The organism is Bradyrhizobium sp. Pa8 (assembly GCF_052588265.1).
Genome location: NZ_CP176767.1, coordinates 4,150,884 through 4,165,012, shown reverse-complemented (window position 1 = coordinate 4,165,012; position 14,129 = coordinate 4,150,884). Strand labels below are relative to the sequence as shown.

Annotated in this window: 17 protein-coding genes and 1 pseudogene; 9 read left to right on the top strand and 9 right to left on the bottom strand. The window is 62.5% G+C overall.

What is annotated here, in order from left to right; translation table 11 throughout:
- Positions 1-110: 110 nt before the first annotated feature.
- Positions 111-569, top strand: a complete 459-nt coding sequence (locus ACKWRH_RS18640) for a cupin domain-containing protein (RefSeq protein WP_445221776.1) — start codon at positions 111-113, stop codon at positions 567-569.
- Positions 570-669: 100 nt separating this feature from the next.
- Here ACKWRH_RS18640 and ACKWRH_RS18635 read toward each other — a convergent pair whose 3' ends face one another.
- Entirely contained in the window at positions 670-1,539 is an 870-nt protein-coding gene (locus ACKWRH_RS18635; protein ID WP_445221775.1) for a LysR substrate-binding domain-containing protein, read from the bottom strand.
- A 130-nt stretch (positions 1,540-1,669) separates the two neighbouring features.
- Here ACKWRH_RS18635 and ACKWRH_RS18630 point away from each other — a divergent pair, with 130 nt between their 5' ends.
- From ACKWRH_RS18630 to ACKWRH_RS18605, 6 genes are all read left to right on the top strand, one after another.
- Positions 1,670-2,683 (top strand): zinc-binding alcohol dehydrogenase family protein, encoded by a 1,014-nt coding sequence (locus tag ACKWRH_RS18630; protein ID WP_445221774.1) that lies wholly within the window; start codon positions 1,670-1,672, stop codon positions 2,681-2,683.
- A gap of 54 nt (positions 2,684-2,737) precedes the next feature.
- Positions 2,738-3,259, top strand: coding sequence for a cupin domain-containing protein (locus ACKWRH_RS18625; protein WP_445221773.1), 522 nt, complete (start codon positions 2,738-2,740; stop codon positions 3,257-3,259).
- A gap of 63 nt (positions 3,260-3,322) precedes the next feature.
- Positions 3,323-3,760, top strand: a complete 438-nt coding sequence (locus tag ACKWRH_RS18620) for a GlcG/HbpS family heme-binding protein (protein ID WP_445221772.1) — start codon at positions 3,323-3,325, stop codon at positions 3,758-3,760.
- Positions 3,757-5,010: an L-dopachrome tautomerase-related protein gene (locus ACKWRH_RS18615; protein ID WP_445221771.1), complete on the top strand. Its 1,254-nt coding sequence runs from the start codon at positions 3,757-3,759 to the stop codon at positions 5,008-5,010. The genes ACKWRH_RS18620 and ACKWRH_RS18615 overlap by 4 nt, the downstream gene beginning before the upstream one ends.
- A 68-nt stretch (positions 5,011-5,078) precedes the next feature.
- Entirely contained in the window at positions 5,079-6,143 is a 1,065-nt protein-coding gene (locus tag ACKWRH_RS18610) for an L-dopachrome tautomerase-related protein (protein WP_445221770.1), read from the top strand.
- 81 nt (positions 6,144-6,224) lie between these two features.
- Positions 6,225-7,196, top strand: a complete 972-nt coding sequence (locus ACKWRH_RS18605) for a DMT family transporter (RefSeq protein ID WP_445221769.1) — start codon at positions 6,225-6,227, stop codon at positions 7,194-7,196.
- 92 nt (positions 7,197-7,288) lie between these two features.
- Here ACKWRH_RS18605 and ACKWRH_RS18600 read toward each other — a convergent pair whose 3' ends face one another.
- The 4 genes from ACKWRH_RS18600 to ACKWRH_RS18585 all read right to left on the bottom strand — a co-directional run bounded on the left by ACKWRH_RS18600 (position 7,289) and on the right by ACKWRH_RS18585 (position 10,188).
- The gene (locus tag ACKWRH_RS18600; RefSeq protein WP_445221768.1) at positions 7,289-7,441 is read right to left on the bottom strand and encodes a hypothetical protein; all 153 of its coding nucleotides are present in this window, start codon (positions 7,439-7,441) and stop codon (positions 7,289-7,291) included.
- A 29-nt stretch (positions 7,442-7,470) separates the two neighbouring features.
- Positions 7,471-8,064, bottom strand: coding sequence for a DUF308 domain-containing protein (locus ACKWRH_RS18595; protein ID WP_445221767.1), 594 nt, complete (start codon positions 8,062-8,064; stop codon positions 7,471-7,473).
- A 99-nt stretch (positions 8,065-8,163) separates the two neighbouring features.
- Positions 8,164-8,748, bottom strand: a complete 585-nt coding sequence (locus ACKWRH_RS18590; RefSeq protein WP_445221766.1) for a TetR/AcrR family transcriptional regulator — start codon at positions 8,746-8,748, stop codon at positions 8,164-8,166.
- Between the two features lie 165 nt (positions 8,749-8,913).
- Positions 8,914-10,188 (bottom strand): hypothetical protein, encoded by a 1,275-nt coding sequence (locus tag ACKWRH_RS18585; RefSeq protein WP_445221765.1) that lies wholly within the window; start codon positions 10,186-10,188, stop codon positions 8,914-8,916.
- Between the two features lie 173 nt (positions 10,189-10,361).
- Between ACKWRH_RS18585 and ACKWRH_RS18580 the strand changes: the two genes are divergently transcribed.
- Positions 10,362-10,862 (top strand): peptide deformylase, encoded by a 501-nt coding sequence (locus ACKWRH_RS18580; RefSeq protein ID WP_445221764.1) that lies wholly within the window; start codon positions 10,362-10,364, stop codon positions 10,860-10,862.
- Between the two features lie 50 nt (positions 10,863-10,912).
- On the opposite strand, the gene ACKWRH_RS18575 is transcribed toward ACKWRH_RS18580, so the two are convergent.
- Positions 10,913-11,584, bottom strand: a complete 672-nt coding sequence (locus tag ACKWRH_RS18575) for a TetR/AcrR family transcriptional regulator (protein ID WP_445221763.1) — start codon at positions 11,582-11,584, stop codon at positions 10,913-10,915.
- A 78-nt stretch (positions 11,585-11,662) separates the two neighbouring features.
- Here ACKWRH_RS18575 and ACKWRH_RS18570 point away from each other — a divergent pair, with 78 nt between their 5' ends.
- Positions 11,663-12,805 carry an FAD-dependent oxidoreductase gene (locus tag ACKWRH_RS18570; RefSeq protein WP_445221762.1) on the top strand — a complete coding sequence of 381 codons (1,143 nt, stop codon included), beginning with the start codon at positions 11,663-11,665 and terminating at the stop codon, positions 12,803-12,805.
- A 14-nt stretch (positions 12,806-12,819) separates the two neighbouring features.
- On the opposite strand, the pseudogene ACKWRH_RS18565 reads toward ACKWRH_RS18570, so the two are convergent.
- From ACKWRH_RS18565 to ACKWRH_RS18555, 3 genes and pseudogenes are all read right to left on the bottom strand, one after another.
- A pseudogene (locus tag ACKWRH_RS18565) lies at positions 12,820-13,026 on the bottom strand (GyrI-like domain-containing protein); the annotation flags it as partial.
- Between the two features lie 7 nt (positions 13,027-13,033).
- Positions 13,034-13,396 carry an ArsR/SmtB family transcription factor gene (locus tag ACKWRH_RS18560; RefSeq protein WP_014495892.1) on the bottom strand — a complete coding sequence of 121 codons (363 nt, stop codon included), beginning with the start codon at positions 13,394-13,396 and terminating at the stop codon, positions 13,034-13,036.
- Entirely contained in the window at positions 13,396-14,058 is a 663-nt protein-coding gene (locus tag ACKWRH_RS18555; protein WP_445221761.1) for an SRPBCC family protein, read from the bottom strand. Before ACKWRH_RS18555 ends, ACKWRH_RS18560 begins: the two co-directional genes overlap by 1 nt.
- Between the last annotated feature and the right edge of the window lie 71 nt (positions 14,059-14,129).

The following is a 14,129-nucleotide window of genomic DNA, read 5'->3' as shown; positions in this document are numbered from 1 at the left end:
ATGTCATCATCCCGCCAACGCGATCTCATCATGCTCCGGACGCCGCCGATCCGGCGCACGCCACCGATCCGGTGCGCTGTCAATGCTCCGATTTCGGAGGGAATAGTTGCATGCCAAAGATTGATCTCGCCACCGTGCCGGGCCGGAAAGGCTCCGGTTATCCCGCGCCGCTCGGCGTGCCCTGCGCCGAGCGCATCCGGCAACGGCTGGGCAATGCCGGAAAGCTGACGGATTTCGGCGTCAACCTGATGCGTCTGCCGCCGGGCAGCTGGTCGAGCCAGCGGCACTGGCATTCGCATGAGGACGAGTTCGTCTATGTGCTCGAAGGCGAGCTGACGCTTGTCGAGGACGAGGGCGAAACCGTGCTGAACGCCGGCGACTGCGCCGCTTTCCCGAAGGGAAGCGGCAACGGCCATCACATGATCAACCGGTCCGATGCGATGGCCGTCTACCTCGAAGTAGGCTCGCGCTCGCCCGATGACCTCATCACCTGCTCCGACGTTGACATGATGAGCCCGGCTTCCAGCGGCCGGTTCCTGCACAAGGACGGCACGCCCTATCCGGACTAGAGCTCGGAGCCGCAGTTGACGGCGACCTAGTCGCGATGCGCGCCGGAAGCAGACGCATCGTGCTCAGTTTAAGTCTTGTGGAGTTTGACCCAAAGCGGGGCTAGCCCGATTGCGGAAGCGAAGGCATCCGCATTCCCTCGACGAGAAATTCCAGTAAAGGTCGAGCTAGCGATTTTTCGGCTGTATCTTCGCCGAGGACGATGATCTCCGTCATCGGCAACGGGGGCCAGTGCTTCGGCGCATCGATGATCTGCATTCCTTCTTGAATGAACGAGCGCCCCAGGAGCGTGATGCCAAGGCCTCCGGCAACAGCGGCCTGAACCCCGGTCAGGCTGCTCACGGTGCATGCCGTCACCCACGCCTGCCGCGCCGCGTCGAGTGCCGTGAACATGAGCTCGCGATAACTGCAAGGTGGCTGGAGAAGGACGAGCGGCACCGGCCGTTCCGGATCGAGCCGGAAGTCGGACGCTGCGAACCAGACCATTGGTTCTCGCCATATGACGCGACCTCGCTCCTTGAGCTCGCGGGTGGCGATCACGAGGTCCAGATTGCCCGCTTCGAATTCCCGAAGCAGGCTGTGGGTCAAACTCGTGTTGACGTCGAGCTGAACGCCGGGATGAAGTCGCAGAAAGCGCGCCAATAGCCTGGAGAGCTGGAGCGGAACGAAATCCTCGCAGATTCCCACGCGTAACCGGCCCGTCGTCTCCGGGATCTGAAGCGAGCGGATGACGTCGTCATTCAGGTCCAGCAAGCGCCGGGCTCCGATCAGCAATTGGCCGCCCGCGCCGGTCAGTGCGAGCGAACGGCTGTTCCGGTCGAAGATAGGATGTCCGATCAGATCCTCTAACCTGCGGATTTTCTGGCTCACGGCCGATTGCGAACGGCCGACCGTGTCGGCGGCGGCGGTGAAGCTTCCTGCATCGGCGACCGCGACAAACGCACGTAGCAAATCGAGCTCGAGGTCGCGCATATGCACCTATTAGGTTTGCTACTGGCTCCATTCAAACTATGCGTTTTTCTTCTCGGCGCCAAGCCGCGATAAGTCGGCCGAAGCCGTGGTCCGCAGAGGATGTCGGTCAGATGCGCCAAAGGAATCCTTGATGAAGGCAGTCGGCTATCGGATGGCAGGCCCCCTCTCGGCGGGTGACGCTCTCGTCGATCTCGAATTGCCGGCTGCGGAGCCCGGCCCGCACGACTTGCGTGTTGCCATCAGAGCAGTGTCGGTCAATCCCGCAGACGTGCAAATGCGGACGAGAATGTCGCCACCCGAGGGCAAGGTCCGGGTTCTTGGCTTTGACGCGGGCGGCGTGGTCAACGCCATCGGCTCGAATGTCACGCTGTTCAAGCCGGGAGACGAGGTCTTCTATGCGGGTGCAATGGATCGACCGGGCACGAACAGCGAGCTTCATCTGGTCGACGAGCGCGTTGTCGGCAGTAAGCCGAAAACCCTGAGCTTCAGTGAGGCGGCCGCGCTTCCGCTCACCTCGATTGCCGCATGGGAGCTGCTGTTCGAGCGCCTTGCCATTCCGTATGGGGTGAAGACGCAGTCCGGCGCGCTGCTGATCATCAACGGTGCGGGCGGTGTCGGCTCGATCCTGACGCAACTGGCGCGGCGGCTGACGGGGCTGACCGTGATTGCGACCGCGTCCAGACCGGAAACAGAGGCCTGGTGCCACAGGATGGGCGCTCATCACGTCATCAACCACCATCGGCCTCTGGACCAGGGATTGAAGGAGATCGGCATCGGAGAGGTCAGATATGTTGCAGGTCTCACGGCGACCGACAGGCACTTGCCGGAGATCGCGGAAGCCATCGCGCCGCACGGCCGGCTGGCGCTGATCGACGATCCCCGCGTTTTCGATATTGTCGGCCTCAAGCGCAAGAGCGTCTCGGTACACTGGGAGCTGATGTTCACACCCACGCTGTACCGGACACCTGACATGGTCATGCAGCACCATCTGCTTAACGAAATCGCGGCTCTTGTCGATTCCGGGTTGCTGCGTACGACCCTGACGGAGGATGCAGGCCCCATCAACGCATTCAACCTCAAGCGCGTGCATGCGCAGGTCGAAAGCGGCCGGAGCATCGGCAAGACCGTTCTGTCGGGATTTTGACGTCGTGCTTCGGCCGGAGTCGGTCGCAATCATCCATTACCTCAGGAAATACCAATGAAGCTCAACTCGACGGCTTTTGCACTGCTTCTCTCCAGCTCAGTCGCGATCGTGCCTGCAATGGCCCAGAACCGGCCCGCGCCGTCGTTATCGGCGGCGCCTGTCGTTACCGATGCACCGGGCAGCGGCATTCAGTCTGGGGTCAGCGGCCATTCGGCAGTCCTGCCTGTTCTCTACCAGCTCGATCAGCAGCCGATCGAACAGATCTCTCCCCTCGTGCAACGGCAATATCTGGTTGGTGCGCAATCCACGTTCGTCAAATGGATCGTCAAGAAGGGAGGCGTCTTTCCGCTTCACCATCACGCGAACGAGCAGATCACGTGGATTACCGAAGGGCGGTGCGAGGTCAGCTCGCAAGGCAGGAAGTTCATCATGACCGCGGGGACCGTCATGGTCATTCCGCCGAATACACCGCATGAGTTTGTCTGCACCGAAGACACGATCGACATCGATTTCTTCTCTCCGCAACGCCAGGACTGGATAGACGGCGTCCCTTCGATTGCAGCGTCGTCAAAGTGAGACGGCATCCGGTCGCAACGTCCGTCCGGTCTCATCGCTGAAAGCCAATCGGGAGTTCACATCATGTCAAGCCAGCCCCTCATTCACAGCAAGCGGCAACTCACATATGCGGCGGCCGCGATCGCAATCGAGGCCGCAGTCGCGAAATCCAGGGAGATAGCTGCCCCGGAATGCATTGCTATCGTCGATGCGGGAGGCAATCTCCTGGCGTTCGCCCGGGTCGATGGCGCCGCCGTTCTCGCCGGCGACCCGGCGATTGCCAAGGCCGCAACCAGCGCATCGATCGGCGCCCCGACCGGCGGAATCCCGTTCGAGTTCGGCGCGAATCTGGCATTCGCCAGTCACGGCGGCATCGCCAATCTCGGTGGCGGCTTTCCGATCGTCTTTCGCGGTGACGTGGTGGGAGCGATTGGCGACGGATCCGGAACCACTGAACAGGATGTTGCAGTCGCCGAGGCCGGACGGGACGCGATATTGGCGGCGCTCACCGCTGCGGCATGACGCCGCCGCCCTGCCTTAATCGCCCTGGAATTGAGATGATGACTCTGCACAAGGCAGCCACGATCACGTGTCTCGCTACCTTCCTCGCTTCTGGAATGGCGGCTACACCGCGAAATCCAAAGGAATCCCCCATGACCTCGAAAGCTTCATCGGCGTCCGGCAGGCCGCTCGCCACCGATCGCTCAATCGGGACGATCGAGCCGGTCTTTGAATTCTACGATGCTATGCCAACCGGTGTGTCCGTCGCCGCCGACGGCCGCATCTTCATCAATTTTCCCCGATGGGGCGACGACGTGCCGTTCACGGTCGGAGAGATCCGCAACGGCCAGGTCGTCCCCTATCCGGATGCGACCACCAACATCTTCGATCCGGCGCGGCCTGGAGAAACCCTTGGCAGCGTGCAGAGCGTCGTCGTCGATGCGGTGAACCGCCTCTGGATTCTAGACACGGCAGCGCCGGGTTTTTCGTCGCCCGTGGCGGGCGGCGCAAAGCTTGTCGCGGTGGACCTGGCCACGAACAAGGTGGTGAAGACCATCGTGCTGCCGTCCTCGACGGTCTTGCCGACGACTTATATCAACGATGTACGCTTCGACCTGCGCCGGGGCAAAGCCGGCATTGCCTACATCACGGATTCATCGATCAGCGGACCGGGCGGCATTATTGTCGTCGATCTCGATAGCGGTGAAAGCTGGAGGAAATTGACCGGGCACAAATCGACCTCGCCGGATCCCGCTTTTATTCCCGTCGTCGAAGGCGAGCGACTGGCGGCTCGTGAGAAAGGAAAGCCTCCGGCCCCCTTCAGCGTCGCCTCCGACGGCATCGCCATTTCCGCGGACGGCACGACGCTCTACTACTGCCCCCTATCGAGCCGACATTTGTATTCGGTGCCGACAGCTCTTCTGCTCGACCGGCTCGCGTCGGAGGCCGCTATTGCGGAGGCGGTCGTCGATCTCGGCGAAAAGGGAGCCTCGGATGGCCTCGAAGCCGACGACAAGGGCCGCATCTATGCCGGTGACTACGAGCGCAACAGCGTTCGCCAGCGTCAAGCCGATGGTGAGTGGAAGACCATCGCGCATGATCCACGGATATTGTGGCCCGACACGCTGTCTGTTGCTTCGGACGGTTACCTATACTTCACCGCCAACCAGCTCCATCGGCAGGCACAGTTCCACGAAGGGCAGGACCAGCGCATGAAGCCGTACACGCTCTTCCGCGTCAGGATCGACGCGGGACCAGTCCTGCTGAAGTGATCAAGGTGAAATGACCCGTGACATTCGGAATCCTATCGCGTGGCCGAGAGACATGCGCCGCGCTGTGCATGATCATCATTCTCATTCTTGCGAGTTCGACCGCGATGGCGAAGCAGGCAAATAAGCTTCACCCGGAATTCGGTTCGAATGCGTTGATCGTGAACGGCGTTACAACGTCGTCCAGTGGCCGGCGCTTCGTCGTCGTTCAACCGCAAAAGCCAGGTCAGCCCGAAATCGCTGAAATCACAGCCGGCAATGTCCGGCATTATCCGGATGCCGACTGGAACGGCTGGCGCGAGCGGCAGGACGGAGAGCACGCATTCGTTGGCGCAAACTCTCTGCGCATCGGTCCCGATGGCGCCTTGTGGATTGTCGATCGCGGCGCGCCGGGGATCGGCAAGCCACTGGTCAAGGGCGGTCCGAAGCTTGTCCGCATTGACCTCGCCACCAATCGAGTGACGCGGGTCTACGATCTTGCCTCGGTTGCCCAGGGAGCGAGCTTCGTCGACGATGTCCGCTTCAATGGCGGGATCGCCTACCTGACCGATGCGGGTCGCGCGGCGCTCATCGTCCTTGATCTGTCAACTGGACAGACACGTCGTGTTCTGGAGAACCACGCATCTACAGTCGCCGCCCGGCCGCTGGTGGCGGAGGGCCGGCAGTTGCTCGATTCCGACGGAAGGCCGGTCGTGGTGCATGCCGATCAGCTCGAAGTCTCGAGCGACGGGCTCTGGCTCTATTATCAACCTTGCTCGGGTCCGATGTACCGGATCGCAACGCGCTTTCTGGATGATCCGTCGCTCGACGAGGCGACCCTCTCGGGCCACGTCGAGCGATTTGCCGACACCCCCTCGACGGGCGGCACCGCCATCGACACAGCAGGTACGATCTATGTCAGTGACACCGATCGTTCCCGGATTCTGAAAGTGTCTGCCACCGGCGAGATATCGACCTTGATTGCCGATCCCCGCCTGGCATGGGTGGATGCCATGTGGATCGACGACGAGGGCAAGTTGTGGATGCCGGCCGCGCAGCTCAACCGAACTCCGGGCCTCAATCACGGCAAGGACGCTGTCCGTTGGCCAATCACGCTTTATTCGATTGCCGTCGGAGTGAAGCCCGTCCGCCGATAAGCCGATTCTGATGTGTGGCGGCATTCGCGAAATCGAAGGGCTGCCGATCGGCCATTCAAGATGAGTTGTCGCGCCGATACCATGGAACAGACCGCAATTGCTTCGCAGAGTTCAGGTGCCGATCGTGGAAAGCGACTCCTCGCTGTGAGTGCGGCCCTGGTCTCGGCAGTGTTCTTTGGCGTCAACGCCGTGGCATCAAAAAAGCTTTACGCGCCCGAGGCCGCCGCTCGCTTTGACGCCGTCAGCCTCTTTGTCGCGCGCGGCGTATGGTCACTGCCGCTGTTTTTTCTGCTCGCGGTCGCCACCAGGCCTCGGCAGCTTCCCCCGTTGACGATCAGGAGCGCGGCGCTTTTCCTGTTTTGTGGCATCGCCTACGGACCGGGCACCAATGCGCTATCCGCGCTCGGTGCTTACGCCACCAGCGCATCGCATGCCGTATTGCTGCTCAGCCTCTTTCCGCCGCTGGCCGCCGGGCTGGCGGCGCTATTTCTACGTGAACGGCTTTCTCGGTTGAAGACCTTCGCGATCGTCATCGGGGTGATCGGTGCCGCGACACTGACGCTATCCAGGTCCTCCGGCACCGCCACCACGATCGGCGATCTTCTCATTGCCGCCTTCATTCTCGCTTGGGCGATCCTGACGCTCGGCATTCGCCAGCTCGACAAGACCTATCCGGCGCTGTTTGTCGTTGGCGTGTTCGGCGCCATCGGCTGCATTTCGCTCGGCGTAATTGGCCTCGCCATTGGACGGCTCGATTCCGTTCTCATTCCGGTGCGGCATGTCGATCTGCAAACAGTGCTGTGGTTCGATCTCGAGCTTGTGTTGCTGCTGTCTCTTGCCGGTCAACTTCTGCAGAGCATGGCCCTTCGCGTGCTCGATGTGGCGATCGTGGTCGCGTTGACATCCTACGGCTCGATTTTCTTCGGTCTAGCGGCCTCGCTGGTGATCCTCGGCGAGCGCCTGACGGTGCAGGACATTCTCGCCGCGGCGTTTCTGGTGGCGGCGCTTGGCCTTTCGCTCTGGCCCGACCGCAGGTTTTCGGCAGGACGGTGAGTCGTTGCCGCGCGGCCTCCGGACGCGAACTACCGACGCGCGGCGGCCAGCTTCGCCCCCATAATGGGTCGCTACATGTTCGTCGGCGCTCCCTAGTTCGACAGCCCCTGCTTGTCGCTCCAGTCGCCCACGAGCCTGGCGATGTCGTCGGAGTTGCGGTCCATCATCATGTGGGTGTTGCCCTTGGAGACAGCCTGGATTGCTTCGTCGCTTTGCGCCTCGCAATGACGACATCCCCCCGTCATCCTTCGGTGCCAGGCATGGGCAGCAACGCTCACGCCCCCGATTGGGCCCGCCTGGCGCGCTGACGCCAGTCGCTGACGGTCAGCCATACCGCCGAGACCAGGAAGTAGATCGCGCCGACTGCAGCGTAGCCCGCGACATTCGCGATCGTCGGAGACATCGGCGTCGTCGCCTGAAAGATGAAGAAGCCGCCGGCCAGAGCCGACTGGCCGCCGCTGAGCACCATGGCCCACTGCACGCCGAAACTTCTCCAGCGACGGATCGCGGTTCCCAGCTGGAGCAATCCGGACAGGATCGCCCAGGCCCCGAAGACCCCAAGCACCCGGTTCATGCTCATCTGCAAGGCGACGAGGACCGCGACAGTGGTCACCAGGCTGACCAGAACGTTCAGCGCCTGCGTACGATTTTGAGCGAGCCCGCCGCTGCGTAACGCGTCGACGAAGTTGGCCGCCGCATCCCATGCCGGATAGAGCACGAGCAAGGCGCCGGCGATCGCCGCAGATGACGGCCCGACGGCAAACGCAGCAACGACCCAGGCGACGGAGAACGCCGCCCGGATGAAGTAGTAGAACTTCAGCCATTGCTCGCGGTCGGCCCGAACGAGATCCAAATGATGATGCGTCACTTCACTCTCCTTTACCTACTAGTTGGTAGTTTTCACACGCAACAAATCGCGTCCGCCCTCAGCGTGCCGGGCGTGTCGTTGTCGTCTCGTCGAAATGTTTCAGTGCCTGGCGGACAACCGATCCAGCAGTGGCCCGGTGATCACACCGAACATCTTCGGATCGCCATAGGCACGCGCCGACAGCATCGCGCCGTGAACGGTCGCCATGAAGCCTTCAGCCTCGATCTTGGCTGCGCTGGAAAGATGCAGCTGCCCCTTCCGCTTGCCACGCTCCATCACCGAGGTCAGCCACGACGCCAGCGAACGGAAATGCGCGCGGACTTCAAGCGCCACCTCCTCCGGCAGGATCGGTAGCTCGCAGGCAAGCAGCGCACACACGCAGAAAGGCGCCGTCGCATCATTGATGCACGCCTCCCAATACCGGACATAGCTTTTGAGCTGGTCGCGCGGGTCCGCGACATTGCGTTCGAGCGCGGACAGTCCCGCCTCGGCTTCCGCGCGATAGCGCGACACGAGGGTGCGGACCAGATCGACCTTGCTGGCGAAATGGTGGTGGATGCTCGGCTTGCGGATTCCCACGACATCGGCCACGTCGGCGTAGCTGAAGCCGTTATAGCCGCCCGCGATGATTAGGGTACGCGCGCAGGCCAGGATGTCGTCGGCCGTCGAGGAAACGTTGGTCATGGCGATTAGCTACCTTCCAGTCGGTAGGCAGTCAAGAACGGGATGCTTCAACCATCCGTGAGTGGTAGGAGCCTGCATGACCATTCGGACGTCCCGCTACTCTGACAGACGAGATCCTATGCAGGCGCGCCCGATGTCCCGCAACAGCGCATCGGGGCGCGCGCTTCAAGCGCCGCCCTTGCCGCCCGCAACCATCTCGACGATCCCCTTGAATGTGGTGAAGACCGGTGAGGTCAAGGCCGGCCCCAGAATAGCGATGATACTCGTCACCGCAGCGGGAATTCCAAACTCGAGCTTGTCCGCATCCTGCCTTTGGCCGGCAGACATGTTTGCCGGGTCCAGTCGATAGCGCTTCACATCTTGGTACCAGCCAACCAACGCAGGTGCTGCCGCCGCGAACAAGGCTATTGTTCCCGTCATGCCCAGGTGACTAGTGAGAGCGCTTGTGAGGGGCCTTAGAGCTTCAGCCTGCGACGGAACGATCAGACCGAGCGGCCAATCCAGCACCACCTTGCTCGCGAACGTCGCAACCACCAAGATCGCTGAACTGAGTGCGATCATCCGCTGAAGATTTGCCTTTCGTTCCTCAAGACTTGCGAGTGAGGGTTTATCCTCAGGACCGGAAAGTACTGCAAACGCCAGCAGGGCGACACCGACTGCGAGAAGTCCGACAAATGTGTTGATGTCAATGACCAGCTTGATCGCGTCGCTGATCTTGAAGGAGGCATCCTTGTACGCATGGAACAGCGGTTTGAAGACAAGAGCGTTCTGATCGGCCTGGTCCAGCAAGACCTTGAGGAACGTCTGACCTGCGTTGGCATAAGCCGTTGGAACTTTCGTAACCAGCCCTGCAAGAATGAGAGACAGCGCAAGACCCACAAAGAACAACATCCTGCTGCGGCGAAAAACGATCGTCCCCCCCAGGAGCAAGGTCGCCGCACTTACGAGATAGAGCACACCGCTCGTCGCAGCATAATTGTATCGGGCCGTCAGAGTGTCGGCAATTTGCTTGGACTGAACAATCGTCCGATCGGCGTCCCTACTCCCTTCCGCCTTCTCGACGTCGGCTTTGGCTGCCGCTTCTGCCGTCTGCGCGTTTTCGACTGCCGCTTTCGCGTCATTAAGCTTCTCGGGCGGAGCTACCGAAGGGTCCAGTTTCTCCAGCGCAGCCTGCTTCTCACCCAACGTCTTTTGCTTCGCAGCAAGGGTATTCTTCAGCTTCTGGATTTTTGCAGCGGAATCGGCGTCAGGGTTCGGCAGGACAAAGCCGACGACGGATTTGTCGGCCAGCGGCATGAGCACGTCAGCAACTCGATTGGGCGCCAAATAGCCCAACAACAAGGGTCCAATCACGCAGCAAATCGCCAAGAAGTACTTACTTGGGATATCCGGTGACGACGACAGGTGTTCTTCCTTGCCAGTCGAATCGACGATGCTCATGCTTCCCTCGAAATGACCCAGGCACGCAAAAAGAGTATTCGCTGTTACGAACTGAAAGCTTCACGATCAAGACAACCTCTGGTTTTGTCAAGTCGCCCGTATGACGCACGCCGGGCCACGCCGAAATCGCCCGCAATCCCGCATAGGATGTCCTCACACTTGCCGATCAAACCATGACCGTTCGCCCCATCCTCCGCTATCCCGACCGCCGGCTCTCGCTTCCGGCCCGCCCCGTCATCGCATTCGACACAGAGCTCCGCGAGCTCGCAGCGGACCTGCTGGAAACGATGCGCGCCGCGCCCGGCATCGGCATCACGGCGCCGCATATCGGCGTACCCTTGCGCGTCGTCGTGCTCGAGCTCGCCCCGAAGAGCGGCCCGCAGACCTACGTCAATCCGCAAATCGCGTGGGCTTCGCCCGAGATGATCCTGCACAAGGAAGGCAGCGTCTCGATGCCGGGGGTCAACGACGAGGTGCAGCGCCATGCGCGCGTGCGGATCAGCTATCAGGATCTCGACGGCAACATGCAGATCGAAGAGTCCGAAGCCTTGCGCGCCGTCTGCCACCAGCACGAGATCGACCAGCTCGACGGCATGTTCTGGATTCAGCGGCTGTCGCGGCTGAAGCGCGAACGGCTGGTGAAGAAGTATGAGAAGATGTCGCGGGGCTCGTAGGCTCCGTAGGGCGCATTAGCGAAGCGCAATCCGCCATACGCGCTACTCGCCTATCGAACCGTGCCGATGCCGGCTAGGATCAGATCGACACCGGCGAGAAACTGCGCGCGGTCGTCGTGGTCGCGCAGCTGCGCCGCCATCTGCCGCACGAACGGATATTTTGCGGGATCTAGCCCTGCCCACCGCGCCGCGACGGATGCCAGGAAGGCCGATCGATCGGTGCCGGCTGCGTGAACACGGGCGTTCGCAGCATTCTGTCCGGCGACGCCGAGAATGTAGTGCACGAGCGCTGACGCGGAGTCGAATAGCGCAGCTTGGGGCACGCCGAGCGCCTGGAGCCGACCGCCGACGCTCTCGATGATCTCCAGAGTCGCGGGCCGCCATGGCTCGCGGAAGAGCTGTGCGCCGACCCAGGGATGGGCGTCGATCGCGTCGAACACGCCGAGGGCCACCGCGCGGATCGCCTCGTGCGGCTTGGCGCCGCCGGCCATCTCATTCATGACACGGGCGATGACCTCGTCGGTCGCCGCGGCGAGCAGCTCGCTCTTGTCGGCGACGTGCCAGTAGATCGCGCCGCTGCCGGTCGCGAGATGCGCTGCGAGCGCACGAACGGTCAACGCGCCCTCGCCGCCGGTATCGAGGATCTCAATCGCGGCAGCGATGATCCGCTGCCTTGAGAGCGCGTCGGTGCGCCGTTCGATCCGATGAGCCTTCCTCGCCATGGACGCCATCTTGACATGACTGGAACGGCGTTCCAATATTTTGGAACGACGTTCCATAAACCTTGGTAAAGGTCCTCGATGACGACACCGGTCACGATTGTCGGTGCAGGCCTCGGCGGCCTCACCCTCGCCCGCGTCCTCCACCTGCATGGCATTCCCGTCACGGTCTACGAGGCCGAGGCCTCTGCGATGGCGCGGACGCAAGGCGGGATGCTCGACATCCACGACGACAGCGGACAACTCGCTGTCAAGGCAGCGGGCCTGTTCGACGAATTTTTGGGGCTGATCCACGCGGGCGGCCAGGCCTCGCGCGTACTCGACCAGCACGGCAAGGTGCTGCTCGACGAACCCGACGACGGCACAGGCGGACGGCCCGAGGTGCATCGGGGCGCCCTGCGTCGCATGTTGCTGGACTCCCTGCCCGCTGAGACGATCCGATGGGGGAAGAAGCTCACCGACGTCGTCGCGCGCGGCGCCGGGCGGCATGAGCTGACATTCGATGACGGCTCCAGCGTGAGCACTGAATTGCTCGTAGGCGCGGATGGCGCGTGGTCGAAGGTGCGGCCGCTGCTGTCGAATGCTGTACCCGGCTATGTCGGCACCTCGTTCATCGAGAGCTATCTCCACGATGCTGACGCGCGGCACCTGGCTACGGCCAAAGCGGTCGGTGGCGGCGGACTGTTCGCGGTCGCGCCCGGCAAAGGCATCTTTGCGCATCGCGAGCCCGGGTGCACGCTGCACGCCTACATCGCGCTGAACCGGCCCGCGGAATGGATCGCCGCCATCGACTTCACCGACGTCCCGGCCACGACGGCTCGCATCGCAGCTGAGTTCGACGGCTGGGTGCCGGCCCTCACCGCGTTGATCATCGACGCCGACACGGAGCCGGTGCTGCGCATGATCCACGCCCTGCCGAACGACCACCGCTGGAACCGCGTGGCCGGCGTGACGCTGCTCGGCGATGCCGCGCATCTGATGCCACCCGCCGGCGACGGTGCGAACCTCGCCATGCTCGACGGCGCCGAGCTCGGCGAGGCCATCGCTGCCCGTCCCGACGGCATTGAAGCTGCGCTTGCGACTTACGAAAACGCGATGTTCTCCCGCAGCGGATCAGCCGCGATGGGCGCGCATGGGATCCTGGAGCTGTGCCTCGGCGAACGCGCACCGCTCAGTCTGGTGGAGTTTTTCACCGGCATGCGCGAGACGGCACGGGATTCGTAGGACCGTGTTCGGCGAAGCCAGTCGCGATAAAGGTAGAGCGCGGCGGGCTCCAGATTGTCAGTGTAGCCGACGAGCCGCAGCACCGCGCAGCGTCCGCCAGGGAGCCCGCCGGCCTTGATCTCTTCGTCGTTCGCCTCGATCGGCTGGTCGGTCCCGACACAGAGATCCGTGCTGTAAGCGGCGGGCGAGGAAGGACGCCGTTCGGACCGCCAGCGCGTAGGATGAAGCTCAGGCTCTCTTCCCGCTCCGTTTGGTCATCGGCGCGTGACGGCGCTCGCGTTTGCCGCGCGCGATCTCCGTCGCCAGCGCGTCCAGCTTCGGCTCCCAGAAATTCCTGAACTGACCGATCCACGCATCCACCGACCGAAGCCCCGCAACGTCCACCGAATAGAGTCGTCTTTGCGCCTCCGCCCGAACCGTCGCAAAGCCGCTCTCGCGCAGCACCTTGAGATGCTGCGACACGGCCGCCTGCGTGATCCCGAACTCGGCCCCGATCACTTCAACGACCTCACCGGACGCCATCTCCCCCGGGGCAAGCAGCTCGAGGATGCGACGGCGCACGGGATCGGCGAGGACCTCGAAGACGTGCATCAGCTTCCCGTGCCCGGATGTGCGACGTCAGGCGGCATCTCGCCGCGGTAGAAGGCGATGGTGCGGTCGGAACGCTGCTTCGCCGTGTCAGGATCGACCCCGCTCGCGACATGCGCCGCGCACCAATATTCACCGCTTGTCGTCATGAATTCCTTGCCGGCAGGAGAGCCCATCCAAGCCTCGGCCGCCTCGTGGTCGACCGATGCGCCGGTCGCAACATATCGCTCCAATCCCGCGATGGCGAGATCCCAACCGATACCCACCGCACCAGGACCGAACTGATTCCAATGGTCCTCGATAATTGCGGTGTGCTCCAGCGTCAGACGCGCCTGAGCTCGTTCTGCTGCCAGCTTGACGTCGATCCAGCTCATCCCGCCGCCGAATTCCCACGTCGCGGCAAAATGTGTCGGCGGCGTACATGCCGTGATGGTGCCGCCCGCGTTCCCCTTCAGCTGGTACCTTCCGCCCGGCTGGAGGTCTCCCTCGATCGGCAAGAACCAGCGCGGAATGCGTTGCCGGCTGGTCACTGCATCCCAGAGATCGTCGACGCTGGTCTCGTAAAGCCGCGTCAGCGTCACCGTGCTGGCTGCTTTTCCATCCTTCTCGAAATTCTTCACCGAACGCGTGACAAGCCCCAAGACCATGGCGACGTCGATTTCCATTGCATCCCTCCGTATCGTTTCGCGCAATGGCGAGTATCGGCCCTCACTAATATAAGTCAACTCTTATATTA